General features: G+C 66.7%; 22 protein-coding genes. 18 read left to right on the top strand and 4 right to left on the bottom strand.

The genetic code is table 11. From position 1 onward, the window contains the following. The first annotated feature begins 291 nt into the window (after positions 1-291). The 10 genes from QJ043_RS09130 to polA all read left to right on the top strand — a co-directional run bounded on the left by QJ043_RS09130 (position 292) and on the right by polA (position 13,812). The gene (locus QJ043_RS09130) at positions 292-1,563 is read left to right on the top strand and encodes an MFS transporter (protein ID WP_283713399.1); all 1,272 of its coding nucleotides are present in this window, start codon (positions 292-294) and stop codon (positions 1,561-1,563) included. 56 nt (positions 1,564-1,619) lie between these two features. After that, on the top strand, positions 1,620-2,189 hold the full coding sequence (locus QJ043_RS09125) for a manganese efflux pump MntP (RefSeq protein ID WP_283713398.1): 570 nt from the start codon (positions 1,620-1,622) through the stop codon (positions 2,187-2,189). A 116-nt stretch (positions 2,190-2,305) separates the two neighbouring features. After that, positions 2,306-2,833: an HdeD family acid-resistance protein gene (locus tag QJ043_RS09120; protein ID WP_283713397.1), complete on the top strand. Its 528-nt coding sequence runs from the start codon at positions 2,306-2,308 to the stop codon at positions 2,831-2,833. A 253-nt stretch (positions 2,834-3,086) separates the two neighbouring features. Further along, complete coding sequence (locus QJ043_RS09115; RefSeq protein WP_283722805.1) at positions 3,087-4,619, top strand: L-lactate permease; 1,533 nt, start codon at positions 3,087-3,089, stop codon at positions 4,617-4,619. A 252-nt stretch (positions 4,620-4,871) separates the two neighbouring features. Continuing rightward, entirely contained in the window at positions 4,872-6,959 is a 2,088-nt protein-coding gene (locus QJ043_RS09110) for a glutamine synthetase III family protein (RefSeq protein WP_283713395.1), read from the top strand. A 244-nt stretch (positions 6,960-7,203) separates the two neighbouring features. Further along, positions 7,204-8,211: an ABC transporter substrate-binding protein gene (locus QJ043_RS09105; protein ID WP_283713394.1), complete on the top strand. Its 1,008-nt coding sequence runs from the start codon at positions 7,204-7,206 to the stop codon at positions 8,209-8,211. 88 nt (positions 8,212-8,299) lie between these two features. Next, positions 8,300-9,226, top strand: coding sequence for an ABC transporter permease (locus tag QJ043_RS09100; RefSeq protein ID WP_283713393.1), 927 nt, complete (start codon positions 8,300-8,302; stop codon positions 9,224-9,226). Further along, positions 9,219-10,067 carry an ABC transporter ATP-binding protein gene (locus QJ043_RS09095; RefSeq protein WP_430538487.1) on the top strand — a complete coding sequence of 283 codons (849 nt, stop codon included), beginning with the start codon at positions 9,219-9,221 and terminating at the stop codon, positions 10,065-10,067. Before QJ043_RS09100 ends, QJ043_RS09095 begins: the two co-directional genes overlap by 8 nt. 99 nt (positions 10,068-10,166) lie before the next feature. Further along, a complete protein-coding gene (locus tag QJ043_RS09090) occupies positions 10,167-11,096 on the top strand; it encodes a magnesium transporter CorA family protein (protein WP_283713391.1) in 930 nt (309 codons plus the stop codon). Positions 11,097-11,157: 61 nt separating this feature from the next. After that, a complete protein-coding gene (gene polA / locus QJ043_RS09085; protein WP_283713390.1) occupies positions 11,158-13,812 on the top strand; it encodes a DNA polymerase I in 2,655 nt (884 codons plus the stop codon). A gap of 164 nt (positions 13,813-13,976) precedes the next feature. On the opposite strand, the gene QJ043_RS09080 is transcribed toward polA, so the two are convergent. From QJ043_RS09080 to fucO, 3 genes are all read right to left on the bottom strand, one after another. Further along, entirely contained in the window at positions 13,977-15,011 is a 1,035-nt protein-coding gene (locus tag QJ043_RS09080; RefSeq protein WP_283713389.1) for a hypothetical protein, read from the bottom strand. 176 nt (positions 15,012-15,187) lie between these two features. Further along, entirely contained in the window at positions 15,188-16,177 is a 990-nt protein-coding gene (locus QJ043_RS09075) for a hypothetical protein (RefSeq protein WP_283713388.1), read from the bottom strand. 260 nt (positions 16,178-16,437) lie between these two features. Further along, entirely contained in the window at positions 16,438-17,598 is a 1,161-nt protein-coding gene (gene fucO, locus QJ043_RS09070) for a lactaldehyde reductase (protein ID WP_283713387.1), read from the bottom strand. A gap of 129 nt (positions 17,599-17,727) precedes the next feature. On the opposite strand from fucO, the gene rnhA reads away from it, so the two are divergent. From rnhA to QJ043_RS09040, 6 genes are all read left to right on the top strand, one after another. Then, complete coding sequence (rnhA, locus tag QJ043_RS09065; protein WP_283713386.1) at positions 17,728-18,207, top strand: ribonuclease HI; 480 nt, start codon at positions 17,728-17,730, stop codon at positions 18,205-18,207. A gap of 242 nt (positions 18,208-18,449) precedes the next feature. Next, a complete protein-coding gene (locus tag QJ043_RS09060) occupies positions 18,450-19,532 on the top strand; it encodes a DUF871 domain-containing protein (protein WP_283713385.1) in 1,083 nt (360 codons plus the stop codon). Positions 19,533-19,578: 46 nt separating this feature from the next. Then, positions 19,579-19,875 carry a PTS sugar transporter subunit IIB gene (locus QJ043_RS09055; RefSeq protein ID WP_283713384.1) on the top strand — a complete coding sequence of 99 codons (297 nt, stop codon included), beginning with the start codon at positions 19,579-19,581 and terminating at the stop codon, positions 19,873-19,875. A 75-nt stretch (positions 19,876-19,950) separates the two neighbouring features. Then, complete coding sequence (locus QJ043_RS09050) at positions 19,951-21,375, top strand: PTS sugar transporter subunit IIC (RefSeq protein ID WP_283713383.1); 1,425 nt, start codon at positions 19,951-19,953, stop codon at positions 21,373-21,375. Positions 21,376-21,414: 39 nt separating this feature from the next. Further along, positions 21,415-21,903: a DUF3284 domain-containing protein gene (locus QJ043_RS09045; RefSeq protein WP_283713382.1), complete on the top strand. Its 489-nt coding sequence runs from the start codon at positions 21,415-21,417 to the stop codon at positions 21,901-21,903. Beyond that, complete coding sequence (locus QJ043_RS09040; RefSeq protein WP_283713381.1) at positions 21,900-22,250, top strand: PTS sugar transporter subunit IIA; 351 nt, start codon at positions 21,900-21,902, stop codon at positions 22,248-22,250. The genes QJ043_RS09045 and QJ043_RS09040 overlap by 4 nt, the downstream gene beginning before the upstream one ends. 66 nt (positions 22,251-22,316) lie before the next feature. On the opposite strand, the gene QJ043_RS09035 is transcribed toward QJ043_RS09040, so the two are convergent. Next, on the bottom strand, positions 22,317-23,357 hold the full coding sequence (locus QJ043_RS09035) for a LacI family DNA-binding transcriptional regulator (RefSeq protein WP_283713380.1): 1,041 nt from the start codon (positions 23,355-23,357) through the stop codon (positions 22,317-22,319). A 262-nt stretch (positions 23,358-23,619) separates the two neighbouring features. On the opposite strand from QJ043_RS09035, the gene rpsA reads away from it, so the two are divergent. Together rpsA and QJ043_RS09025 are read left to right on the top strand one after the other, a co-directional pair. After that, complete coding sequence (gene rpsA, locus QJ043_RS09030) at positions 23,620-24,801, top strand: 30S ribosomal protein S1 (RefSeq protein ID WP_283713379.1); 1,182 nt, start codon at positions 23,620-23,622, stop codon at positions 24,799-24,801. A gap of 240 nt (positions 24,802-25,041) precedes the next feature. After that, complete coding sequence (locus tag QJ043_RS09025; protein ID WP_283713378.1) at positions 25,042-26,013, top strand: glutamate ABC transporter substrate-binding protein; 972 nt, start codon at positions 25,042-25,044, stop codon at positions 26,011-26,013. Positions 26,014-26,158: the final 145 nt, after the last annotated feature.

Here is a 26,158-nt window from a genome sequence, read left to right as displayed (position 1 = left end):
CCACGCATCCTACAACAGGGGGGACGCGCCCGCCGCGCCCTCACGGGCGCGGCCGGCGCGTCCATCTGGCTGCGGGAACCCGGCCAGCGCCTCAAATGTTCAGATGGCTCTGCAAATCAACCCTGAATGTTGTGAGGGGCTTTCAGGCGAGGCCCCGGGTTGTTCTCAGGAAAGCTAAGGTGGTTAGCAATGTGAACGGGGTTAAACCACCGGGCCAGCGGTCGTCGCTCCCCGGGACCTCTCGCGAGGGGGCACCCTTGAGACCGAGAGGCCCCACGAGAAGGGAAGGCTATGGCAACCCATTTCACCCGGGCGGAGCGCGACTGGGTCATGTACGACGTGGGCAACTCCGCCCTCGTGCTGCTCAACACCTCGGTGGTCCCCATCTACTTCAACGCGCTGGCCTCCGAGGCTGCGGACTCCGCGTCGCTCGTGGCCCAGTGGGGGCTCGCGCAGACGGTGGCCTCGCTCATCGTCGCGCTGTTGATGCCGATCCTCGGCTCGTTGGCCGACTTCAAGGGCAATAAGATCAAGTTCTTCATCGGCTTCTTCGGCGCCGGTCTCGTGGCGTGCTTCGCGCAGGCCATCCCGATGTCGGCGGCGCTGTTTTTGGCCGTCTACGTCGTCGCGACGGTGGGTCTCAACTCGTCGATGACGTTCTACGACGCCATGTTGGTCGACGTCACGGACGACGAGCGCATGGACGACGTCTCCTCCGCGGGCTTCGCCTGGGGCTACATCGGCTCCACGATCCCGTTCGTGCTCTGCATCGCGCTCATCTTCTTGGGGCCTGCGCTGCTCGGCCTTGACACCATGCTCTGCACGCAGATGTCGTTCGTCATCACCGGCATCTGGTGGCTCTGCTTCACGGTCCCTCTGGTCTGCAGCTACAAGCAGGTCCACTACAAGGAGGGCACCGGCGCTGGCAGCGAGATCGCCAAGACCTTCAGGAACCTCGCCGGCACGATGCGCGACATCGTGCGCGACAAGAAGCTCTTTTTGTTCCTCGTCGCGTTCTTCTTCTACATCGACGGCGTGCACACGGTCATCTCGATGGCCACCAGCTACGGCGCGTCCCTTGGCATCGACTCCACTCAGCTGATCCTTGCCCTGCTCGTGACGCAGTTCGTCGCGTTCCCCTCCGCGATCGTCTATGGCAGGCTTGCCGACAAGCACGGCACGCTCACGATGATCCTCGTGGCCGTGGTCGCGTACTGCGCGATCGTGCTGTTCGCGTCCTTCTTCCTCAAGACGGACGTCGAGTTCTGGGTGCTCGCGGTGATGGTGGGCCTGTTCCAGGGCGGCATCCAGGCGCTCTCCCGCTCGTACTTTGGCAAGATCGTTCCCAAGGACAAGGCCAACGAGTACTTCGGCTTCTACGACATCTTCGGCCGCTACGCCTCGGTTATGGGCACGTTCCTCGTGTCCGTGATCACCACGCTCACCGGCTTCGCGGAGCTGGGCGTCCTCTCCATCGGCATCCTTCTCGTGGTGGGTCTCGTGTTCCTGCTTCGGGTCATCAAGCTCGACGCTGCCGAGCGGGGCGAGCACGCTGCGGCCTAACGGCTGCGGGCATTCGCGCTACCATGGCCTCCTTGCTTCGAGCGGGGAGGCCTCTTTTGTCGTTCTTCGAGATGGTCATGCTGGGCGTCGCGCTGTCCTGCGACTCCTTTGCGATCACGATCTCCAACACGCTTGTGCACTACCGCGAGGGCTACCGGCGCCTCCTGATGATGCCGTTCTGGTTCGGCCTCTTCCAGGGGCTGATGCCGGTGCTCGGGTTCTTTCTCGGCACGGCGTTCGGGGACATCGTCAGCACCTACTCCGGGATCATCGCGCTCGTGCTGCTCGGTGTGATCGGCGGCAACATGGTGCGCGAAGGGATCGGCGCGCTGCGCCGTCGCGAGGGCGCCGATTCCTGCGAGATCGACCCCGAGCCGCTCAAGCTCGGCACGGTGATCGTGGAGGCGTTCGCGACGGCCATCGACGCCTTCGCGGTGGGCGTGTCGCTCTGCGCGATGCGCGCGGACATCCTCGTCGCCGGCGTCGTGATCTGCGTGGTGACGGCGGCGATCTGCGTGGTGGGCATCGCGATCGGGCGCAAGGCGGGCGCGAGCCTCGGGGACAAGGCGCAGGTGTTCGGCGGCGTCGTCCTCATCTGCATCGGCATCCGTGCCTTCCTTGCCTAAGGGCCTGAGGGCTGCGGGCGGCAGCTGAAGCAAGCCTGTCCGTAAAAATCAGATAGGTCCTTGTCGAGCCGGGGAACACTGGGTTCAAAGACGAATCCCCATCACGGAGGTACTCAATGAACAACACGTTCCTCAAGCGCTCCAAGGCGTCGGTGATCATTCTCGGCATCGCGATGCTGCTGCTCGGCCTTGCGTTCTTCATCAACCCCGCCGAGGCCATCCTCTTCGTGGCCTACTGCTGCGGTTGGGCGTTCCTGTTCGCCGGCATCTTCACCTGCATCGGGTTCTTCCGGGCCCCCAAGGGCGAGCGCAACGGCTTCGAGATCTTCCTGGCCATCTGCGAGGCCATCCTCGGCCTGTGGCTGCTCCTCTCCGCGCCGGCCTGGGGCATCCTGTACATCTCGATCATGATCGGCTGCGTGATCTTCCTCACCGGCATCGGCGACATCGCGGACGCCTGCGCGATGCGCTCCATTCCCGACAGCGGTTGGGTGCTCTGGCTCGTGCTCGGCATCATCACGGTGATCGCGGGTTGCCTCGCCTTCCTGAGCCCGTTCCTGATGGCCGAGGTGGTCATGATCGTCGTCGGCGTCACGCTGGTCTTCGACGGCATCACCGAGATCGTGATGGGCATCCGCATGTAGTCTGCCCTGCCACAACGTCCCACCGGCGGCCGTCCCGGCCGTCGGAGGAATCCCGAGACCCCGCGCCGGCCGAGAAGGCCCGCGGGGTCTCGCCGTTCGAGCGGGCGGCGGCCTGGTGCGGCGCCCCGCCCGCACTGATGCGCCAGTATGGAGACCCGCGGACGGCGCCCACTCCTGAAGAAGAACCAGCGTAGGATGGGCGAGGCTCAAAAAACCCAGGCTCAAGGAGTTGGTCACGATAGCGCTCTTCGGCATGTTTGTTCTCGCGCTCCTGCCCATCATTTGGCTCATCGTCGCGCTGACGGCCCTCAAGTGGGAGGCCTACACCGCGGCGTTCGGCGCCCTCGTCATCACCGTGGTCGAGGCGCTCCTCATCTGGCAGATGCCGGCACTCAACGCTGCCACGGCCGCCATCGAGGGCTTCGCGATGGCCCTCTGGCCCATCTGCATCGTGATCATCGCGGCGGTCTTCACGTACAACCTCACCGTGCACACGGGTGCGATGGAGACGATCAAGGCCATGCTGATGTCCGTCTCGAGCGACCGTCGCGTCCTCGTGCTGCTGATCGGCTGGTGCTTCGGCGGTTTCCTCGAGGGCATGGCCGGCTTCGGCTCCGCGATCGCGATCCCGGCGTCGATGCTCTGCGCGCTCGGGCTCAAGCCGGTGACGGCGATCGTCGCTTGCTGCCTCGCGAACGGCACCCCCACGATGTTCGGCTCCGTGGGCATCCCCAGCAACACCCTGGCCTCGCTCACCGGCCTCGATGTCACGACGCTTTCCGCGACGCAGACCCTCCAGGTGTCGCCGTTCGTGATTCTGAGCCCCATCCTGATGGTCATGCTCGTCGGCGGCGGCGTGAAGGGCATGAAGGGCATGTGGCCCATCACGCTCGTCGCCGGCCTCACGTTCCTCGTTCCCGAGTACATCACGGCGGCGTTCGTGGGCGCGGACCTGCCCGTCATTGTGGGCGCGGTCTGCTCGCTCGTGTGCACGTTCCTCTTCGGCATGCGCATGAGCGGCCGAGAGGTGCCCGAGGAGTACCAGGTGGACGCGCTGCCCGAGGGCGCCACGAGCTTCACGGTGGGGGAGGCCCTCCGTGCCTGGTCGCCGTTCATCCTCATCTTCGTGGTGCTGCTGCTCACGAGCCCGCTCGTGCCGTTCATCGCGAGCCCGCTCTCCTCGGTGCAGTCCACCGTGACCTTCTACACCGGCGAGAACCCGGGGAGCCTCACGTTCAAGTGGATCAACACGCCGGGCGTCCTGATCCTGATCTGCGGCATCGTCGGCGGCCTCATCCAGCACGCGAGCTGGGGCGAGATAGGCTCCGTGCTCTGGGGCACCTGCAAGCAGATGGCCAAGACCGTGGCGACGATGCTCTCCGTGCTGGCCCTCGCGAAGATCATGAGCTACTCGGGCATGATCGGCGACATCTCGGCGTTCTTCGTGAGCGCGCTCGGCGCGATGTACCCGCTCATGGCCCCGGTGCTCGGCGCCCTCGGGACGTTCGTCACGGGCTCCGGCACCAACTCGGCGGTGCTGTTCGGCCAAGTGCAGCTCAACGCGGCCAACGCGATCGGGGCGAACCCCTACTGGCTGGCGGCCGCCAACATGGTGGGCGTCTCGGCCGGCAAGATGCTGAGCCCGCAGTCCATCGCGATCGGCTCGGCGGCCTGCGATTGCAACGGCGAGGACTCGGTGATCTTCTCCAAGGTGCTGCCGTACTTCGTCGTCTATGTGCTCGGCATGATGCTCGTCTGCTTCGTGGGGAGCCTGTTTGTCGCCTGACCGTGACATCGCCCGTCGGGTCCCGACTCATCGAATTCCATCCATGGGTCAGGACCCGTCGGGTTCTGTTGTATGTGGCTCGGGCGTGCCTGCGTTTCGCGGCCGCGCACGGTGCTTTTCGCTTCAGTTTCGATGCCGCTACAGCACAGGGATGCCCTGATGCCGAAAACCCACCGAAACAGAGGGACACTAGGTTTGAATCCCGTGAGCGGCCGGCAGAGGCCGGCCAACGGACGAAAGCGAGGCCCAGCCATGTCTGACAAGGTCACCCAGGAGTACGGCACGCTGGTATTCAACGACGCGGTCATGCAGGAGCGACTTCCGCGCCCCACCTACAAGGAGCTTTCGAGAGTCATCAAGGAGGGCGGCACGCTGCACCTCGACATCGCCAACGAGGTGGCCCATGCCATGAAGGAGTGGGCGCTCGAGCAGGGCGCCACGCACTACGCCCACTGGTTCCAGCCGCTCACCGGCATCACGTCCGAGAAGCACGACTCGTTCCTCACGCCCAAGTCCGACGGCACCGCGATGATGACCTTCTCCGGCAAGGAGCTGGTCCAGGGCGAGCCCGACGCCTCGAGCTTCCCCAACGGCGGCCTCCGCGCCACCTTCGAGGCCCGCGGCTACACCGCCTGGGACCCCACGAGCCCGGCCTTCATCAAGGACGAGGTGCTCTGCATCCCCACGGCGTTCGTCTCGTACACGGGCGAGGCCCTCGACAAGAAGACGCCGTTCCTTCGCTCCACGGTCGCGCTCGACCGCGAGGCCAAGCGCGTGCTCGCCCTCTTTGGCAAGAACCCCAAGAAGGTCGAGTGCACGGTCGGCCCCGAGCAGGAGTACTTCCTGATCCGCGAGAAGGACTTCGCCAAGCGCCCGGACCTCATCATGTGCGGCCGCACGCTCTTCGGCTGTGAGCCCGTCAAGGGCCAGGAGCTCGAGGAGCACTACTTCGGGGCCATCCGTCCCACCGTCAACGAGTTCATGAAGGAGCTGGACGACGAGCTCTGGAAGCGCGGCATCCCCGCCACCACCAAGCACAACGAGGTGGCCCCCTGCCAGCACGAGCTCGCGCCGGTCTTCGAGACGGCCTCCCGCGCCATCGACCACAACCTGCTGACGATGGAGGAGATGAAGATCATCGCCTCGCGCCACGGCCTCACCTGCCTGCAGCACGAGAAGCCCTTCGACTACGTCAACGGCTCCGGCAAGCACGACAACTGGTCCATCTCGGCCGACGGCAAGAACCTGCTCGACCCGTCCGACACCCCCGAGGAGAACCTGCAGTTCCTCGTGTTCCTTGCCTCAGTGATCGCTGCCGTCGACGAGCATCAGGACCTGCTGCGCGCGTCCGTGGCCTCTGCGGGCAACGACCACCGTCTCGGCGCGAACGAGGCGCCCCCGGCGATCATCTCGATCTTCCTCGGCGACGACCTCAACGCCGTGGTCCGCGCCCTCATCGACGGCTCCGACTTCCAGAGCCACGGCCGCGAGACCATGGACGTGGGCGTGCCGCAGCTGGCCGACATCCTGCGCGACAACACCGACCGCAACCGCACGAGCCCGTTCGCCTTCACCGGCAACAAGTTCGAGTTCCGCATGTGCGGCTCGCAGCAGAACCTGTCCGACCCCAACATGGTGCTCAACACCGCCGTGGCAGAGCAGCTCGAGGACTTCGCCGACAAGCTGGGCGCCGTCGACGACGAGGACTTTGCGGCCGAGGCGCTCGCTTGGGTCAAGCGGACGCTGAGCGACCACGAGCGCATCATCTTCAACGGCAACGGCTACTCCGACGAGTGGCCCCTCGAGGCGGAGAAGCGCGGCCTGCTCAACCTCAAGACCACCGCTGACACGCTGGCCACGCTGCGCGACCCCGAGAACATCGCGTTCTTCGGCCACTTCGGCGTGCTGGACCCGGCGGAGGTGAGCGCCCGCTACGTCGCCAAGGCCGAGCAGTACGGCAAGCTCATCAACATCGAGGCCCGCACGATGGTGTACATGGCGCGCCACTGGTACCTGCCGGTGCTGTTCGACTACACCAACGACCTCGCGACGAGCATCGCCACCAAGCAGTCCGTGGGCGTCGTGGCGAAGTCCGAGAAGGACCTGCTGCAGCGCCTGGTCGACGGCACCGATGCGATCTCGGAGGGCGCCGACAAGGTCGAGGCGCTCAACGCCGAGGCCCAGTCCCTGGAGGACCCGGAGGAGCAGGACCTCTTCTACGCGCACACCGTGCTGCCGGAGATGGAGGCGCTCCGCAAGGCCGTGGACTCCCTTGAGCAGGTGGTGGGTCACGACTACTGGCCGGTGCCGAGCTACAACCGGATGCTCTTCTACGTCTAGAGGACCGAGAACGGGCGCCCGTGGCTGGGGCGCGCCGTCGATGACAAGGGCCGGGCACGCTTCGCGACAGGTGAGGAACGGTGCCAGGCCCTTGTTCTCTTTCGATGCTGTCCTGTGTTTTCAACACTATTTCGGTGCCGTCACAGCAGCTCCTTCCGCGTGCGCATGGCGTGCGCCGCTGTTGTACAAAGGCCGAACGGATATTGAGCCTTCCTGAAAAGGGAGGTCGAGACAGGGGGACGTTATGGCACTCATCACCCGTAGGAACTTCGGCCAGCTGGTCATCGCCGGCGGCATGGCCGTCACGCTCGGCGCGTGCGGCGGCAACGGCGGCGCGAACAACTCCGCCGAGGCGGAGGCCGAGACCACGGCCGCGGCGGACGGCGCCACCTACAAGATCGGCGTGATCCAGCTCGTGGAGCACAATGCCCTCGACGCCGCCAACGAGGGCTTCGTCAAGGCGCTCGACGACTCCGGGATCTCCTACACCATCGACCAGCAGAACGCCCAGAACGACCAGGCTGCCTGCCAGACCATCGCCTCCAAGCTCGTGAGCGACGGCGACGACCTCATCCTCGCCATTGCGACGCCGGCTGCCCAGGCCGCCGCCGGTGCGACGGACACCATCCCCATCGTCGGCACGGCCATCACCGACTTCGCGGAGTCCGGCCTCGTGGAGAGCAACGACGCCCCGGGCGGCAACGTCACCGGCACCTCGGACCTGAACCCCGTGACCGACCAGATCGACCTGCTCCTCAAGCTGGTCCCGGATGCCAAGACCGTCGGCGTCCTGTTCTGCTCGGCCGAGGCCAACTCCGAGCTCCAGGCGAAGATGGCCGAGGAGGCCTGCGCTGCCGCCGGCCTTGCCACCGAGCGCTACACGGTCTCCAGCTCCAACGAGATCCAGCAGGTCGTGGAGTCGATGGCCGGCAAGGTGGACGCCATCTACGCGCCCACCGACAACACCATCGCCGCCGGCATGGCCACCGTCGCCATGGTCGCCAACGACAACGGCATCCCCACCATCTGCGGCGAGGAGAACATGGTGGAGCAGGGCGGCCTCGCCACCTACTCCCTCAACTACTACGACCTGGGCTACAAGGCCGGCGAGATGGCGGTCCGCATCCTTGTCGAGGGTGAGAAGCCGGCGGACATGCCCATTGAGTACCTCTCGGGCGACGACCTTAAATTCGTTGTGAACGAGGAGACCGCGGCGACGCTCGGCATCGACGTCTCCGGTATTGGTGAGTAGCCCTCGCACAGAGGGGCTCGTTTGAGAGCTCGTTGGTGAGGCGCGCGGGCCGGGTGCCCGCGCGCCTTCCCTTATGGAAGGAGGCCTCGTGGCCAGTGCCCTTTTCAGCGCCATCACGCAGGGAATCCTGTGGGGCGTCATGATCCTGGGCGTGTACATCACGTACAAGCTGCTGGACATCGCGGACCTGTCCGTGGACGGCACGTTCGCGTTGGGCGGCTGCGTGGCCGCCACGGCGGTCATGACCAGCGGAATGGACCCTTGGCTCGCCCTGCTGATCGCGTTCGTCGCGGGCTGCCTTGCCGGCGGTGTCACCGGCCTTATGCACGCGCTGCTCAACATCCCCGCCATTCTCGCCGGCATCCTGACGATGATCGGCCTGTGGTCGGTGAACCTGCGCATCATGGGCAAGTCCAACATCCCGCTGCTCAACACGCGGACCATCTACACCGACGTCACGGACTGGACCGGTCTCCCGCGCGACGTCTCGGTGCTCATCGTGGGCGTGGCGATGGCCGCGATCGTGGTGGGCGCGCTCTACTGGTTCTTCGGGACCGAGATCGGCTCGGCGATCCGCGCCACAGGCAACAACCACGACATGGTGCGCGCGCTCGGCGTCGACACCCGCGTCACGATCCTCATCGCCGTGATGCTCTCCAACGGCCTCGTCGCGCTGTCGGGCGCGCTCGTGTGCCAGTCGCAGAAGTACGCCGACGTGGGCATGGGCACCGGAGCCATCGTGATCGGCCTGGCGTCCATCGTGATCGGCGAGGCGCTGCGCCATGTGACGCCCGGCAAGCCGAGCGCGTTCGGGAGCCGCCTCGTGTACGCCGTGATCGGCTCGGCGGCGTACTTCCTGATCCGCGCCATCGTGCTGCAGCTCGGCCTCGACGCGAACGACATGAAGCTCTTCACGGCCGTCATCGTGGCCGTCGCGCTCGGTGTCCCGTACCTGACCGGCCGCTGGCGCCAGAAGCATTCCTACCAAAGGGAGGGGGCGACCATCGATGGCTAACGAGAGGACCCAGGCCCCGCAGCCGCAGGCCTCGGCCGCGGACCCCATGCTCAAGCTCACGCGCGTGTCCAAGACCTTCAACCGCGGCACCGCCAACGAGAAGGTCGCCATCTGGCCGATGGACCTCACGATCGACCGCGGCGACTTCGTGACCATCATCGGCGGCAACGGCGCGGGCAAGTCGACGCTTCTCAACCTGATCGCGGGCGTGTTCCTGCCGGACGGCGGCACCGTGGTGATCGACGGCACCGACGTCTCGCTGGACGCCGAGCCCCAGCGTGCCCGGTACCTCGGCCGGGTGTTCCAGGACCCGATGCGGGGCACCGCCTCGGACATGCAGATCGTCGAGAACATGGCCCTCGCGTACCGTCGCGGCACGCGCCGCGGCCTGCAGCGGGGCGTGACGGCCGAGGAGCGCGCGCTCTTCAAGGAGAAGCTCGGCACGCTGGGCCTCGGGCTCGAGGGTCGACTGTCCAGCAAGGTGGGCCTTCTGTCCGGCGGCCAGCGTCAGGCCCTGACGCTGCTGATGGCAACCCTCAAGCGCCCGGACGTGCTGCTCCTGGACGAGCCCACCGCGGCGCTCGACCCGGCCACGGCGGCCAAGGTTACCACGCTGATCCGCGAGATCGTGGAGGGCGAGGGCCTCACGGCGCTCATGGTGACGCACAACATGACCGACGCCCTCAAGCTGGGCAACCGTCTGATCATGATGAGCGAGGGCCGCGTGATCTACGACGTGCGCGGCGCCGAGAAGGACGCCCTCGTGGTGGCGGACCTGCTCGAGAAGTTCGAGGAGGTCTCGGGCCAGGCGTTCGACAACGACCGCATGCTCTTGGGCTAGCACGGGGACTGCCGCGCGCGATTTCGGGGACATAGGAAGCGACCGCTCATGGCCGGTTGACCTTCTGGGTCGGCCGGCCTTCTCGTCATTGGAGCCGCCGTGGCCGTTGCCTATGCCATCGAAGAGTCCCTCAAGCCCACCGAGAGCTGGCAGTCCATCCCGGAGGACGTGTGCCGCGTGGTGGTCTGCGACCCGTCCGAGAAGGACGAGTACCCGCCGCTGGCCACCGGGCACGTCGCGAGCCTCGCCACGCTCGAGCCCATCGAGAACACCTACCTCAACACGTACCAGGACTGCTTCATCGGCTCCTTCGCCGTGCCCTCGAAGGTCACCGGCGACGACGAGCCCATCGCGTTCTCGTTCTTCATGAACCGTCACGCGCTCGTGTTCCTCGACGGCACGGGCACGGCCAAGACGGCGTTCAAGGCGCTCTCCGAGGGCGCACCCTTGCGCGAGCGGACCCCGGCCTATTGCCTCTACGAGTTCCTCCGCGTCCTCACCAAGGGCGACCAGTCCTACATGGAGGGGCTCGAGGACGAGATGGAGGCCATGGAGGAGGGTATCCTGGAGGACCGCCTCACGGACGACGAGATCAACCAGCGCCTGCTCGACTACCGTCGCAAGGTGCTCAAGCTCGGCTCCTACTACCGGCAGCTCATGACCGTGGCCGACGACCTTACAGAGAACGAGAACGGCCTGCTCTTGCCCGCGTCCGTGAAGGACTTCTCCGTCACGCATCGGGACGCCGAGCGTCTGGCGTCGGTCTCCTCCACGCTCCACGAGTACAGCATGCAGCTGCGCGAGATGCACATGGCGCAGATCGGCTCCAAGCAGAACGACGTGATGCAGATCCTCACCATCGTGACCGTGCTGTTCCTGCCGCTCACGCTCTTGACCGGTTGGTTCGGCATGAACTTCGCGCACATGCCGCTTCTGACCGAGCCTTGGGGCTACCCGCTCATCGTCTGCGTGGTCGTTGCGATCGTGGTGGTCGAGATCGTCTACTTCAAGCGCAAGAAGCTGCTCTAGGGCTCTCGGCGTCGGTACGGCTAGACTTGGCTGCACACCCACGTTCCCGGGAGGCTCTCCAGTGGCTGAATCCGACCGTCGCACCGTTGCCGTCATCGACGGCAACTCCCTGATGCACCGTGCGTTCCACGCCGTCTCCGCCAATATGACGGCGCCCAACGGCGACCCGACGAACGCGGTCTTTGGCTTCATGTCGATGTTCCTCAAGCTGGTCCAGGACTTCCGGCCCTGGGGCATCGCCGTGTGCTTCGACAAGGGTAGGCCGGCCGTGCGCATGGAGATGCTGCCGCAGTACAAGGCCCAGCGCCCCCCGATGGACGAGGCCTTGAGTCCCCAGTTCCCGATGGTCAAGGACCTGCTCGCCGCGCTCGCGGTCCCGGTTGTGGAGCTGGAGGGCTGGGAGGGCGACGACCTGCTCGGCACGTTGGCACGTGAGGGCGCGGGCCAAGGGTTCGACATGCTGCTCGTCACCGGCGACCGCGACATGTACCAGCTCACGAACGACCACGTGAAGATCCTCTCCACGCGCAAGGGGATGAGCGACGTCGCCGTGATGACGCCCGAGGCCGTGGCGGACCTGTACGGCGGCATCACGCCGGATCTGGTGCCGGACTTCTATGGCCTCAAGGGCGACTCCTCCGACAACATCCCCGGCGTCCCGGGCATCGGTCCCAAGAAGGCGCAGCAGCTGATCGAGCGGTACGGCTCGCTCGACGGCGTCATCGCCCATGCGGACGAGGTCAAGGGCAAGATGGGCGAGAACCTCCGCGCCCACATCGACGACGCGCTGCTCTCCCGGAAGGTCGCGACGATCCTGTGCGACGCGCCGGTCGAGCTGGACCTTGAGTCCACGGCGTTCCCCGCCTTTGACGTCCCGACCGCGAGGGAGGCCTTCGCGCGTCTCGGCTTCACGGCCGTCGCGACGCGCATGCTCAGGCTGGTGGACAAGGACGCCGCGATGGAGGGCGCACCGGGCTCTGTGGCAACGGCGCTCAAGCTGCCCGAGCCTATGGTCGGCGACGCCGCGCGCGAGGCGCTCGCGAAGGCCGCCGAGGAGGGCCAGTGGCTGGGCGTCGCGATGGACGCCGTGGGCGACGGCTCGCTGTTTGGCTCGCGGGCACTCTGGGTGGCCGTGGACGCCGGGCTGCTGCGCTTCGATGGCGACGACGCGGACGCCGTGCTGGTGACGTGCCTCGAGCAACACCGCGTGGCGGCCGTGGACGTGAAGGGGCTCATGCACGAGGTCTACCCGTTGGACTCCGCGAAGGCCGCCCTGCTCGACATCACCAAGGTGGCGCCGGGCTCCCTCTTCGACGTGGCGGTGGCCGCGTACCTGCTCGACTCCGCCAAGAGCAGCTACACCCCAGCCGAGCTGGCCGAGCAGTTCCTCGAGCTTGCCGCGCCTGAGGACGCCAACGGCTCGGCGCTCGCTGCCTATGTGTCCCACTGGGCGCAGCCGGCGCTCGTCAAGCTCATGGACCAAGCGGGCGCGACGGGCTGCTTCGACACCATCGAGATGCCGCTCGTCCCATGCCTGGCCCAGATGGAGCGCACGGGCATGCGCGCCGACGCCGCCGCGTTCCGCGAGCAGGCCACCGAGGTCAAGGCCATCGTCAAGGACCTGGGCGACCGCATCTACGCCGAGGCGGGGGAGCGGTTCAACATCGGCTCGCCGTCGCAGCTGTCGCATGTGCTGTTCGACGTGCTCGGGCTGCCCACCGGCGGCCTCAAGAAGACCAAGCGCGGGTTCTACTCCACCAACGCGAAGGTGCTCGAGGACCTGGCGCGGGACAGCCAGGTGGTCGCCGACGTCATCGATTACCGCGAGAAGGACAAGATCCTCAAGACCTACCTTGAGAACCTGCCGAAGGTGATCCGAAGCGACGGCCGCATCCACACGACGTTCAACCAGACGGTGACGGCCACCGGGCGCCTGTCCTCCTCGGACCCCAACCTGCAGAACATCCCGGTGCGCTCCGAGCTGGGGCGCCGCGTGCGCAGCGCGTTCACGGTGCCCGAGGGCTGGACGTTCCTCTCGGTGGACTACTCGCAGATCGAGCTGCGGCTGCTGGCGCACCTTTCCGGCGACGAGCACCTGATCCGCGCGTTCAACGAGGGCGAGGACTTCCACGCCGAGACCGCCGCCCGCGTGTTCGGGGTGCCCGTCTCGGAGGTGTCGCCACTCATGCGCGCCCGCGCCAAGGCCGTGAACTTCGGCATCGTGTACGGGCAGGGCGCCTACGGCCTGTCCCAGACCATCAAGACGAGCACGCGCGAGGCCCAGGAGATGATCGACCGGTACTTTGAGGCCTACCCGGGCGTGCGCCGGTATCTGGACCAGGTCGTCGCCGATGCCCGTGAGCTGGGGTACGTCGAGACGATGTTCGGGCGCCGGCGCCTGGTGCCCGACATCAACGCCAAGAACGCGCAGGCCCGTGCCGCCGCCGAGCGCACCGCGATGAACCATCCCGAGCAGGGCTCTGCGGCCGACATCATCAAGATCGCGATGGCCCGCGTGCAGCAGGAGCTGGAGAACCGCCACGCGAGAAGCGAGCTGATCATGCAGATCCACGACGAGCTGGACCTCCAGGTGCCGCTGGACGAGCTGGACGAGGTCACCGAGCTGGTGGTGTCGACCATGCAGGGCGTGGTGAGCCTTCGGGTGCCGCTCGTGGCCGACCCGAGCCACGGCAAGACCTGGGCGGAGGCGAAGTAGCGCGGCGGCCGATTGCCCTCGCGCTGCGGCGTTGGCTTCACATTGCAGCTCTGAACGAGCAGTGCTCTGGAACCGCCATCTAGCGCCTGAGATGGCGGTTCCAGAGCTTCGACACTCCAAATGCCCAATATGAGACCTGCCCAGAGTTGCAATGTGTTGTTCGGTCACCAAAAGAGGTGCGTCCCGAGCCCTATACGGCGGAGTTCTGTTTGGGCAGGCAGATCGGGTGCACGGTAGCTGCGCCCCAGTCTCTCGGCCAGCCTCCTGGCGAACTCGTCCATGGCGCCTTTGTCGTAGAGCACCTCCGGTACCAGCGGGAGCAGCTTGACGCCCGAGAGTTCAAGAGCCGATCGTCGTTTGACGTCGGAGGCCATCCTCTCGGGAGTTCGGTGCCCAAGACCGCTGTCGTACTCCACATCGAACCATGACGCGGGGTAGAAGAAGTCCGGTCTCGCGGTTGTCCTTCGATAGACGCGCCGTCCCGCTTCGGTCAAGCTCATCGTGGGGTTGACCGAGAAGCCGTCCAACCCGTACCCCCCGAACTCAGGCATCCACCCGAGAATCGGGGCAAGAGCGGCCTCTTCCGGCGACGCGCATCCATCGGTCAGGAGCGGGGCAGCTTCACGCGCGGTGCGCAGACCGCGCGTGCGTCCCAGTCCTGCGACCATGGCTTCGAGGCTCGCCTTCGTGGTCCATGCGGTCTCCTTTGAGAGGAAGCCCCACGAAAGGTCCGGCCGGAGCTCATAGCTGCCGCACATCCAGTTTCCGAGAAGGACGAGTTCAATGATGCCGAGTCGGCGGCTTGCCTCGAGAAACTGCAGCTCAGGCGACGCGATGTAGACCCCGTCTTTCGAGAAGGGCTCTCCGGCCTCAGGCCACAGTCGAAGGAGCGAGCGCCCGGCCCATTGCTGGGGCCGGGCGTGGATCTCGGCCTTCTTGGAGGCGTGGGACTTGCGGACGCAGTCGACCCACAGGTTCAGGGGTATCTGGTCCTTCTGGAGCGACGGTGCACCCAGGAGAGCCCTTGTCACTGGCAGAACGGCATCGAGCAGCCGGGACTTCTTGAGGCGTTTGAGCCCCTTGAGGGACACTCGGGATTCCGCCCATGCGTCGCGCGCCTCTTCGCTGCTCACGGGCACCAAAGGCTGCTGGGTCACGAGCGCGCCATGGGCGACGATGCCGCCGAGGATGGTTGTCATGAGACCCCTTTCGGGCCGCGGTTTGAGATTGGCGTTCTGAAGCTGCTTGGCATTGCAACTCTGATTTCACCAGGGACGAAACCTGCCTTCCTGGCGGCTCGGATGGCGGATTTGAGCGCCACAGCTCTGAGAGTTGCGATGTCAGTCACAGTTGCAATGTGAGCGGGGTCGGCCCTTCACCACCACCAGTGCGGGCCCATCACCTCACGGTGCAGCGCCCGCTGCTTCTCTCGATTGGGATGCCGCTTGCCCGCGCCCAACGCGGGCGCCAGGTGCTCCTGCACGAGACGGTCCAGCCCCTCCACGGTCTCGAAGTCCTCGAGCCCCACGTGCAGCACATCGACGCCCAAGGCCGCGCTGACCTCGTCCTTGGTGCCTCCGTTGTCGAGAACCTCCCGGGCCTCGGGCGTGAGCTCCGGCTTGGCGCTAAGCTCCGGCCATTCCAATCCGTAACCGCCCTGTTCCTCGGGCAGACAGAGCAACAGCGCGGTGGAGGCGATGGGCGCGAGCCGTGCGCGCTCGGGCATGATCGCCAGCGCGGAGCGGGCCTTCTCGGCCTCGTCGGCGTCGGGCCATGCGGCGATGAAACGCGTGGCCGATTCCTTGGTCATCAGCGGGTCCTCGGGAGCCGTGCACCCTTCCGGGTAGTCTGGGCGAGCCCGATAAAAGCCGCTCAGCCCCGCGCCCATGAGCGCCGCCTGCACGGGGCTCCGCCGCTGCGCCGCCTGGACGAACTGGTACTCGGGCGCCGTCACGTAGATCTCGGGCCACCTCCGGCGCGGGCCGTTGAACGCGAGGCGCCGGAGGACCTTCTCGGCCGTTCCACGAAAGGGGGCCACGTGGCAGGCGGCGGACGGGTCCTCCAGCGGAGCGGCATCCTCCTTCACCAGGATCTCGACGGGCGGGAACGGGAAGTCCTCGATTCCCTCGGGCAGGTCGGACCCGAGGAAGAGCGGCCGGTGGCCCTCCTGGCACGCGTTCAGGGTCAAGGCCAGCGGCGTCGAGAACTTCATCGCCTGGGTGCAGGCAAAGAGCGCGAGGTCCTCCTCGTAGTGGTCGGATTGTGCGAGCGCGCGTCGCGCCTCGCGCGTCTTGACGGGCTGGATCGCGTACCCGCAGCAGCAGTACAGCGCGTGGGCCCACAGGCCGGTGACGATCAGGGACATGGCGGCTCCTCTCGACGGGGTGAGCCGTCACCCTGCGCTGGGAGCCTTGCCATTCACTGACACCAATCTGACCCACCGGGGGCCAGAAACCCGCCGAAAAAAGCTGGCCCTCCCGATGGGAAGGCCAGTGCGGTGCAGTATTTGATTTCAACGCCGCCGCCTGGTTTCACCGATTCTTCAGAAATGGCGGGACAACCGCGTGCGGCACGTCCGTCCCGCCTTGTGGCGCCACGTGGACAAACGGCTCTCTCGGGTGGTCTCTACGGCATCACCTTGCGGAAGAGCCCGACCACGTCCTCCTTGGTCGCGGGGCGCGGGTTGCCGGGGAAGCAGGCGTCGGCCATCGCGTCGTCGGCCAGCTGGTCCAGGTCCTCCTCGACGAGCGCCGCGCAGGTGGGTGCGATCTCCACGTCGGCGGAGAGCTGCTTCACGGCGTCGATGGCGGCGTCTGCGGCCTCCTCGGTCGTCATGCCGGTCGTGTCCACGCCCATCGCCACGGCCACGTCGGCCAGGCGGTCGAGGATCACCGGCTTGTTGAACTCCATCGCCACGGGCAGCAGCATCGCGCAGGCCACGCCGTGGGGCGTATCGTAGTGCGCGGACAGCGTGTGCGCCATCGAGTGGTCGATGCCGAGGCCCACGTTCGAGAAGCCCATGCCCGCCACGTACTGGCCGAGCGCCATGCCCTCGCGGCCGGCCCCCGGCTCGCCGCTCTTGGCCTCGGCCACTGCGTCGCGGAGGTTCTTGGAGATGAGCTCGATGGCCTTGAGGTGGAACATGTCGGACAGCTCCCACGCGCCGGCCGTCGTGTAGCCCTCGATGGCGTGGGTGAGCGCGTCCATGCCGGTGGCGGCGGTGAGGCCAGCCGGCATCGTGGCCATCATGTCCGGGTCCACGACCGCGACCTCCGGGATGTCGTTCACGTCCACGCACACGAACTTGCGGACACGCTCGGGGTCGGTGATCACGTAGTTGATCGTGACCTCGGCCGCGGTGCCGGCCGTGGTGGGCACGGCGATCGTGAACACGGCGTGCTTGGACGTGGGTGCGACCCCCTCGAGCGACACGACGTCCGCGAACTCCGGGTTGTTCGCGATGACGCCGACGCCCTTGGCGGTGTCCATAGCAGAGCCGCCGCCGATGGCGACGATGGCCTCGGCCCCGGACTGCTCGAACGCGGCCACGCCGTCCTGCACGTTCTGGATCGTGGGGTTCGCCTTGACGTCCGAGAAGACGTCGTACACGATGCCGGCCTCGTCGAGCAGGTCGGTGACCTTGGCCACCACGCCGTACTTCACGAGGTCCGGGTCCGTCACCACGAGCACCTTTTCGACGCCGCGGCGCGAAAGCTCGCCCGGGATCTCGGCGATGGCGCCCGAGCCGTGGTAGGAGACGTTGTTGAGGACGAAACGATTGGCCATGGCGGTCCCTTCTCGTGGAGGAGCCGCTCCTCGACGGCTCCTGAATCAAACCTGGTGACATACATCATAAGCGGCGAGGAGGCCCCGTGCGCTAGAGTGGACAGCCGCACGCGGGAGGAGAGGGGCCCCATGGACGACGTGATCGTGTACACCGACGGCTCGAGCCGGGGCAACCCCGGCCCGGGCGGCTACGGCGCCGTCCTGCTCTACACCGCGCCCGACGGCACGGAGTTCCGAAAAGAGCTGTCCCAGGGCTTCCGCGAGACCACCAACAACCGCATGGAGATGCTCGCGGTGATCGCCGCGCTCGAGGCCCTCAAGCGCCCCTGCGCCGTCTCGGTGCATAGCGACTCCCAGTACGTGGTCAACGCCCACACCAAGGGCTGGATCAAGGGCTGGCAGAAGCGCGGCTGGAAGACGGCCGACAAGAAACCCGTCAAGAACCGGGACCTCTGGGAGCGCATGGCCAAGGCCGAGGAGGGACATCGGGTCACGTTCCTCTGGGTCAAGGGCCATGCCGGCCACGAGCTCAACGAGCGCTGCGACCGGCTGGCGGTCGAGGCGGCCACGGGCGAGGACCTGCTCGAGGACGAGGGGTTCTGCGGGTAGGGGAGCGGCGGGCCCGGGGCACCGAGACGTGCCGCTCGTCGCCGGATGCCGACCGCTCGCGGAGCGTCCCTTCGATTCCGTGCTCCCCACGCTAGAGTGGAGCCACGAATTGAAACGATTCAAGTATGGGTTCTGGAATGAACCATCGCGTGCACCGGCACACCGAAGCGGCCTGCCCTCAGCAATCGAGCATAGAATTGAATCGATTCAATACCAAACCGCAACGAGCAAGGAGCCGCCGTATGGCCTTGGGCATCTCCATCTATCCGGAACACGCGCGCCCCGAGGACACCCTCGCGTACCTCGACCGCGCGAGCGCTGCGGGCGCGACCCGCGTTTTCACGTGCCTGCTCTCCGCCGAGGCGGACCGTGCCACCGTGGAGGGCGAGTACCGTGCGCTGAGCGACGCCGCCCATGCCCGCGGCATGGCGGTGACCGTCGACGTCGCCCCTTCAGTCTTCTCGCGCTTCGGCCTCGCGGCGGACGACCTTTCCCTCTTCCAGGCCATGCACGTCGACTGCCTGCGCCTCGACGAGGCCTTCACCGGCGAGCAGGTGGCCGCCCTCACGCACAACGGCGCGGGCCTCTCCGTCGAGCTCAATGCGAGCGTCAACGACGGCCTGTTGCCCGCGGTCCTCGCGAACGACCCGGACCGCCGCCGCCTGCAGGCCTGCCACAACTTCTACCCGCAGCCGTACTGCGGTCTTGACCTCGGGTTCTTCGAGCAGGTCAGCCAACCCTTCCGTGACGCGCATGTGCCGCTGGCGGCCTTTGTCGGGTGCACCGACCATGGCGCCTTTGGCCCCTGGCCGCTTCACGAGGGGCTGCCCACGCTCGAGTGCCATCGGGACCTGCCGCTCGACCTGCAGGTGCGGCACCTCCAGGCCACCGGGCTCGTGGACGACGTCCTGGTCTCGGACTGCTACCCCACGGACCGGGAGCTGGCCACCGTCGCGGCCCTCGACCCCGCTCGGGTCACGCTGCGCCCTGTGCTCTCGGAGGAGGACACGGACCTTGAGCTGGAGATCCTCTCGGGCTTTCCACACCAGGTGCGTGGCGACCTCTCGCCGTACCTCTTCCGCTCGACCATGTCCCGCGTGGCCTACGCCGGCCGCGCCTTCCCGGCCCACGACACGCGGCCGCTCGTCGAGGGCGATGTCGTGATCGTCAACGAGAGCTCCGCCCGCTACGCCGGTGAGCTCCAGATCGTTCGGCGCTCGATGCCCAACGACGGCACTCGCAACGTGGTGGGGCACCTGGGCGCGGGGGAGCGCCTGCTCCTGCCGTGCCTCACGTCCTGGAAGCACTTCGGCTTCTTGCTCTAGCCCCGGCCAGCTCGGCGCCCGCGCGCCTCTCGGAAAGGAGAACCCGATGAACATCCTGCTCGTCTGCTCCGCCGGCATGTCCACCAGCCTGCTCGTCAACAAGATGAGCGACGCCGCCCGCGCCCGCGGCCTCGACGCCCGGATCTGGGCCGTCGCGGACGCCAAGGCCGCCGAGGAGGTCAAGCAGGCGGACGTCATGCTGCTCGGCCCCCAGGTGCGCTTCCTCGCAGACAAGATGCGCGCCGTGGCCGGCGACGTCCCGGTGGACGTGATCGACATGGTCACCTACGGGACCATGGACGGCGAGAAGGCCCTCGACCAGGCCCTTGCGCTCGTCGGCTGATTCCGGCCCCACGGGCGCGTGCGCCCGTCGACCCACTGGCGGGGCCTTGGCGCCCCTGGCACGAAAGGACTGCTCATGGCACACGCTATGACCGGGTTCATGGACTGGATGGAGAACCGGTTCATGCCCGTGGCCACCAAGATCGGCAACCAGCGCCACTTGGTCGCCATCCGCGACGGCTTCATCTCGATCATGCCCATCACGATGGTGGGCTCCATCGCCACGCTGCTCAACGTGTTCCTGCGCGACCTGCCCACGATGTGGTGGGGCGACGGCAACGCGTTCACCGCCGCCTGCGCGCCCATCATCGCAGTGAACGGCGTCGTGTGGAACGGCTCGCTCGCGATCCTCGGGCTCGCGTTCGCGTTCACCTTTGGGTACTACCTCTCGCGGTCCTACCAGGTGAACGCCGTGGCCGGCGGCGTGATCGCCCTCTCGGCCGTCATCTGCACGATGAACATGAGCCCCGCCTTCGACTACCTGCTGCCCGGCGTGGGCGCCGACCAGATCGCGCCGCTCCAGGCCGCCGGCCTTGCAGTGACGGCGACGGACACGGGCGTGACCCTCGCGGCCACCGGCTCCGGCATGATCTCCACCGCCCTGACGAGCGCCTCCGGCCTCTTCACCTGCCTGATCTTCGCGCTCCTCTCGACGCAGATCTATGTGTGGCTGACCCTGAGGAAGATCACGATCAAGCTGCCCGAGAACGTGCCGCCTGCGGTGTCCAACGCCTTCGCGGCCATCATTCCTGGCGTGGCTGCCGTGTACGCGAGCGCCATCGTCACCCAGGTCTGCGTCAGCGCCACAGGCGACTACCCCAACGCCCTCATCAGCGTCCTGATCCAGCAGCCGCTCCTCGGCATGTCCCAGAGCCCGCTCGCCGTGATCCTCGTGAACTTCTTGATCCAGCTGTTCTGGTTCTTCGGCATCCACGGCTCCAACGTGATGGCGCCTGTGCTCGAGGGCATCTACACCCCGGCGCTGCTCGAGAACCTCAACGTCTGGAACACCACCCACGACGTCGCCCAGATGCCCTATCTCTGGACCCGCGGTTCCTTTGACGCCTACACGATGATGGGCGGCACCGGCATCACCCTCGGGCTCATCATCGCCATCCTGCTCTTCTCCAAGCGCAAGGACTCCCGCACCATCGCCGCGATGTCGGCCCCCATGGGCGTCTTCAACATCAACGAGCCGATGGTCTTCGGCATGCCCATCGTGTTGAACCCCCTCTACTTCATCCCGTGGGTGCTCGTGCCGGTCATCACCACGGTCGTGGCCCTCCTCTTCACCTACTCCGGCGTCATCCCGCCCTGCTTCATCCAGGTGCCCTGGATCATGCCCGTGGGCCTCTACGCCTTCTTCGCGACGGGCGGCAACGTGCTCGCGGCTTTGGTCGCGTTGCTCAACCTGGGCATCTCGTTCGCGATCTGGACACCCTTCGTGCTCCTTGCGAACCGACAGTTGCTGAAGAGCGAGCCCGAGCAGCGCGAAGCGTAGCGCCGCTCCCTGAGAAACCCGCAGAGAAGGAGGCCTCCCATGAAGTTCCAGACCACCCTCGCGGTCACCCCCGATGAGCTCTTTGACCGGCTCATGGCGTCGGTGGCCTGGGACTGGGAGGAGGCCACCGGCAAGAAGCGCAGCGCCGCCAACGTGCGCCAAGGGACGAGCTATCGCAAGAGCCTGCGGACCAAGATGGGTGGCCAGCAGTCGGTGCGCGTGAGCGTGACGGGGCTGGAGCGACCGCACGACGGTCGCGCTATCTACGAGGCCCGCTTCGAGGCCCCGGGCACCGTGAACACGATCCGCTACGAGCTGGTGGCGCTTGCGGGGGAGGCGCCCGGGACCCAGGTGAGCTACGAGGAGCGCTGCGAGACGACGGGCCGCTGGGGCCGCGCCAACGCAGCGGTCACCGGGTTCCTGTACGGCCGGCGCGCGCAGAAGCGCGTGAGGCAGGGCCTGCAGCAGATGGAGGGCTGGATCCTCGCGAACCGCGACAGCCACCAGCCCGGACAGGAGGACCAATGAACGAGGAGAACGCGCCAGTCGTCGATGACGCGGCCGAGCGCCGGGAGGCCCAACAGGTGGCCTGCTTTGGGATCATCGCCAACACGGGCATGGCCCGGAGCTGCTTCATCGAGGCTGTCGACCTGGCCATCGCAGGCGATATCCCTGCGGCGGAGGCCAAGGTGGGGGAGGGCGACGCCTTCTTCCAGGAGGCCCACGCGGCCCACGCCCAAATGGTCACGCAAGAGGCCCAGGGCCAGCATGTGCCCGTGGACATCCTCCTCGTGCACACCGAGGACCAGCTGATGAGCGCGGAGACATTCAAGATCGTGGCCGAGAAGGCCATCCTGGCGGCCTCGCGCCGCTGACCGTGCCGGCGCTGCGATCGAGCCCGCACCAGGACGTGACCCGTCGGGTCGTGTCGGGTGCGGGCTCTATGCGTCGCGCACGTCCAGGCTCTCCGCCGTGCCCCAGAGGCTCCGGTCCAGCCCGATGATCGACGGCTGCCAGAGGATCTGGTCGGCGAAGGTCTCGCGCCGCCCGGTGCCGAGCGTTTCGTGGTCGATCAGCTCCAGCACATGCCGGGCCGCGTAGGTGCCGATCTTTTGGGAGGGCGGGCAGATGGTCGTGATGCGCGGGTAGAAGAGCGGGCTCAGGTCGAAGTAGTCGAACGACGCGTAGCTCAGGTCCTCGCCGACGCGGAGGCCTCGCTCGGACACGGCCTGCAGCGCACCCTGGCCCGTGCCGTAGTTGCAGCAGAAGACCGCGTCCACGCCCGCGACGAGGAGCGCGTTCATGGCCTCGTAGCCGCACTGGCGCGAGTAGCCCCCCTCGATGACGGTCGCCTGTCGCCGGGGAAGGCCGGCGGCGTCGATCGCCGCGAGACAGCCGTTGAGGCGCTCGCGGGCCACGTGCTCTCGCTGGGGGCCGCAGATTATGCCCGGACGGTCGTGCCCGCAGGCGATCATCTCGGCCATCACGCGCTCGGCGCTCGGCTGGTCGTTCACGAGCACCTGGTCCGCGCGCGGACACCGCACAGGCGATCCCACGAACACCAGCGGGATCTGCACCTCGTCCAACAGGCGCAGCTCGTCCCAGCCCTCGTCCGTCTCGAAGACGATAAGGCCGTCGATCTGGCGGTCCAGCAGCAGCCGGAGCTTCTCGGCGAAGACATGGTGGTCGTTGCGGAAGCCCGAGAGCATGATCGTGTAGTCGTGCAGCTCCATCTCGCGCTCGATCGAGGCCACGACGCTCGTCGCGAAGTGGTTCAGCATGTTGTTGACGAGCAGCCCGACCGTGCAGGAGCGTTGCCGGCGCAACGACCGCGCGAGGGAGTTGGGGTGGTAGTCGAGCGCGGCGATGGCCCGCTCGATGCGCTCCTCGTTGGCCGGCTTGAGCTGGTACCCGTTCAAATAGCGGGACACGGTGCCCACCGAGACGCCGGCGGCGCTCGCAACCTCTTGTATCGTCGCCACGGTATCCGCCTCTCCCTTGGGTTTCGAGCTTAGCGCCCGGGCGCCTCTCACCGGAATCGGCCTGTGGATTTGCACGGTTTCGGCTTGAAACAGTGCAACCAGAGAAGGTACTCTTAAGCACGCATGGGTCGGACGCCCATGTACCGTATCTGTTGGCCCCCGAGCATGTAATTCAGACGTCGAGCGTTCCTCAAGGTAGCACGCGCTCTGCAGGCGATGATCATGACCATCGGGGCCCCGTTAGTTCGAAAGGGGTCCACTCTTGAGTGAGATTCAGAACTCGTCCGTCTTTTCCTTGGAGGACATCGCCGACGAGGAGATGGACAACCTCATCGACGGCACCATCACCAAGTTCGATGAGGGCGACCTGGTCACCGGCGAGGTCGTGAAGATCGAGCGCGATGAGGTGCTGGTCGACATCGGGTTCAAGTCCGAGGGCGTCATTCCTGTCCGCGAGCTCTCCATCCGCAAGGACGCGAACCCCGAGGACCTCGTCGCCCTGGGCGAGACCATCGAGGCTCTCGTGCTCCAGAAGGAGGACAAGGACGGCCGTCTGATCCTCTCCAAGAAGCGCGCCGAGTACGAGCGCGCCTGGAACCGCGTCGAGGACCTCTTCAACAACGGCCAGAACGTGGAGGGCGAGGTCATCGAGGTCGTCAAGGGCGGCCTGATCCTCGACATCGGCCTGCGCGGCTTCCTGCCGGCGTCGCTGGTCGACCTCCGTCGCGTCAAGGACCTCAACGCCTATCTCGGCACCCGCATCGAGGCCCGCGTCATCGAGATGGATCGCAACCGCAACAACGTTGTGCTGTCCCGCCGCGTGGTGCTCGAGGAGGCCCGCAAGGCCGAGCGCTCCGAGATCCTGTCCAAGCTGCAGGCCGGCATGCGCCTCAAGGGCACCGTGTCCTCCATCGTGGACTTCGGCGCCTTCGTGGACCTTGGCGGCATCGACGGCCTGATCCACATCTCCGAGCTCTCCTGGAACCACGTGAACCACCCCTCCGAGGTCGTCAAGGTCGGCCAGGAGGTCGAGGTGCAGGTGCTCGACGTGGACCTCAACCGCGAGCGCATCTCGCTCGGCCTCAAGCAGACCACCGAGGACCCCTGGCGCACGCTCGTCAAGAAGTACCCGGTGGGCGCCATCGTCGAGGGTCGCGTGACCAAGCTCGTGCCGTTCGGCGCGTTCGTCGACCTTGGTGACGGCATCGAGGGCCTCGTGCACATCTCCGAGATGGCCCGCCAGCACGTGGACCAGCCTTCGCAGGTCACCGCCGTCAACGAGCCGGTGCAGGTGAAGGTCATGGAGATCGACCTCGACCGTCGTCGCATCTCCCTCTCCATGAAGGCCGCCGCCGAGACCCTCGGGTTCGAGGTCGAGGTGCAGCCGCTCGACACGCCGGCTGAGGTCGAGGCCGAGGACGTCGTTGTGGAGGACGCCGAGTAATCCGCGCTTGTGCGATTCGTGAGACCAATGGGCGGGCACCCACTGTCACTCGTGACGGAGGGTGCCCGCCCTTTTCTGAGCGGTAACTCCTACCCACAAGTAGGTATTATGTGTTACGAGTTGGCGCGTCGTCTCCTGAAAAGGCTGGTTTCTCGACGCTTTCAGCTCTGAAGTGGCGCATCCTAAAGCAGTCGGTAGCTCGCCACCCGGCGACACGCCCTACCCGAAAGGAGCACATCCATGCCCAACCTCGATCGGCGCTCGTTCCTTGCCGCCTTCGGGTCCGCCCTTGCAGCGGCAGGTCTCGCGGGCTGCTCCAGTGACGATTCCTCCAACGGCACCAACGGCAGCGGGTCTGACGCCGCCGCCGGTGTCTCGATCGACAAGGCCGCCTACGACCAGTTGATCCAGTCCGGCCCGGTGGCCTCCGACGACACCATCGCGGCTTCCGAGTGGGCCTCGAAGATCAAGAAGAACGGCAAGCTCCGCGTCGGGTGCACGCGCACCTCCACGCTCTTCTCCCTGCTCGACGACACCGACAACAAGGTGTACGGCTTTGACGCCGGCCTGTACCAGCTGCTGGCCCGCTATATCACCGGCTCTCAGGACAACGTGGAGCTGGTGCAGGTGACTTCCGACACCCGCGAGTCCGTGCTGCAGAACGACCAGGTGGACGTCGTCTTCGCCACCTACACGATCACGGACGCCCGCCAGGAGGTCATCTCCTTCGCCGGCCCCTACTACACGAGCCAGTACTCGATCCTCGTGACCGAGGGCAACACCGAGGTCACGTCCCTCGCGGACCTCGCGGGCAAGAACGTCGCCGCGCAGTCCGGCTCCACCGGTCCCCAGCTCCTTGAGGAGTACGCGCCGGAGGCCGACGTGCAGGAGTTCAGCACCGACGAGGAGGCGCGCGCGGCGCTGGAGCAGGGCCGTGTGGACGCCTACGTGTTCGACGACTCGATGAACCGCGGGTCCATCGTCAAGAACCCGGGCAAGTACAAGGTCGTGGGCGAGGTCTTCGGGCCCATCGACCCCTACGGCATCGGCCTGCCCAAGGGCTCCGACGGTGTGGACTTCTGCGACGACTTCCTCGTGGTCATCGAGGACAACGGCGACTGGGGCAAGCTCTGGCAGATCACGATCGGCGACCGCACCGGCAGCACGGACGTGCCGGTGCCCCCGGAGATCACCACGCGCACGAACGGGTAAGCCCGCATGTGTCTGGGGGGGTCGCGCAGGTGGCCCCCTTTTTTGCGCATGAGACGATCTGAGACGATCTCGTCTCTTTGAACTGTCTCACGGGCGGAGCGTGGGCGGGGAGGGCTACGATAGACCGACGGTACAGCTGAAAACC

Origin of the sequence: Kribbibacterium absianum (assembly GCF_030067705.1) — a bacterium.
GTDB classification, from domain to species: domain Bacteria; phylum Actinomycetota; class Coriobacteriia; order Coriobacteriales; family Atopobiaceae; genus Kribbibacterium; species Kribbibacterium absianum.
The sequence above is the reverse complement of the archived record's forward strand: the minus strand, read 5'-3'. Positions and strand labels throughout refer to the sequence as shown.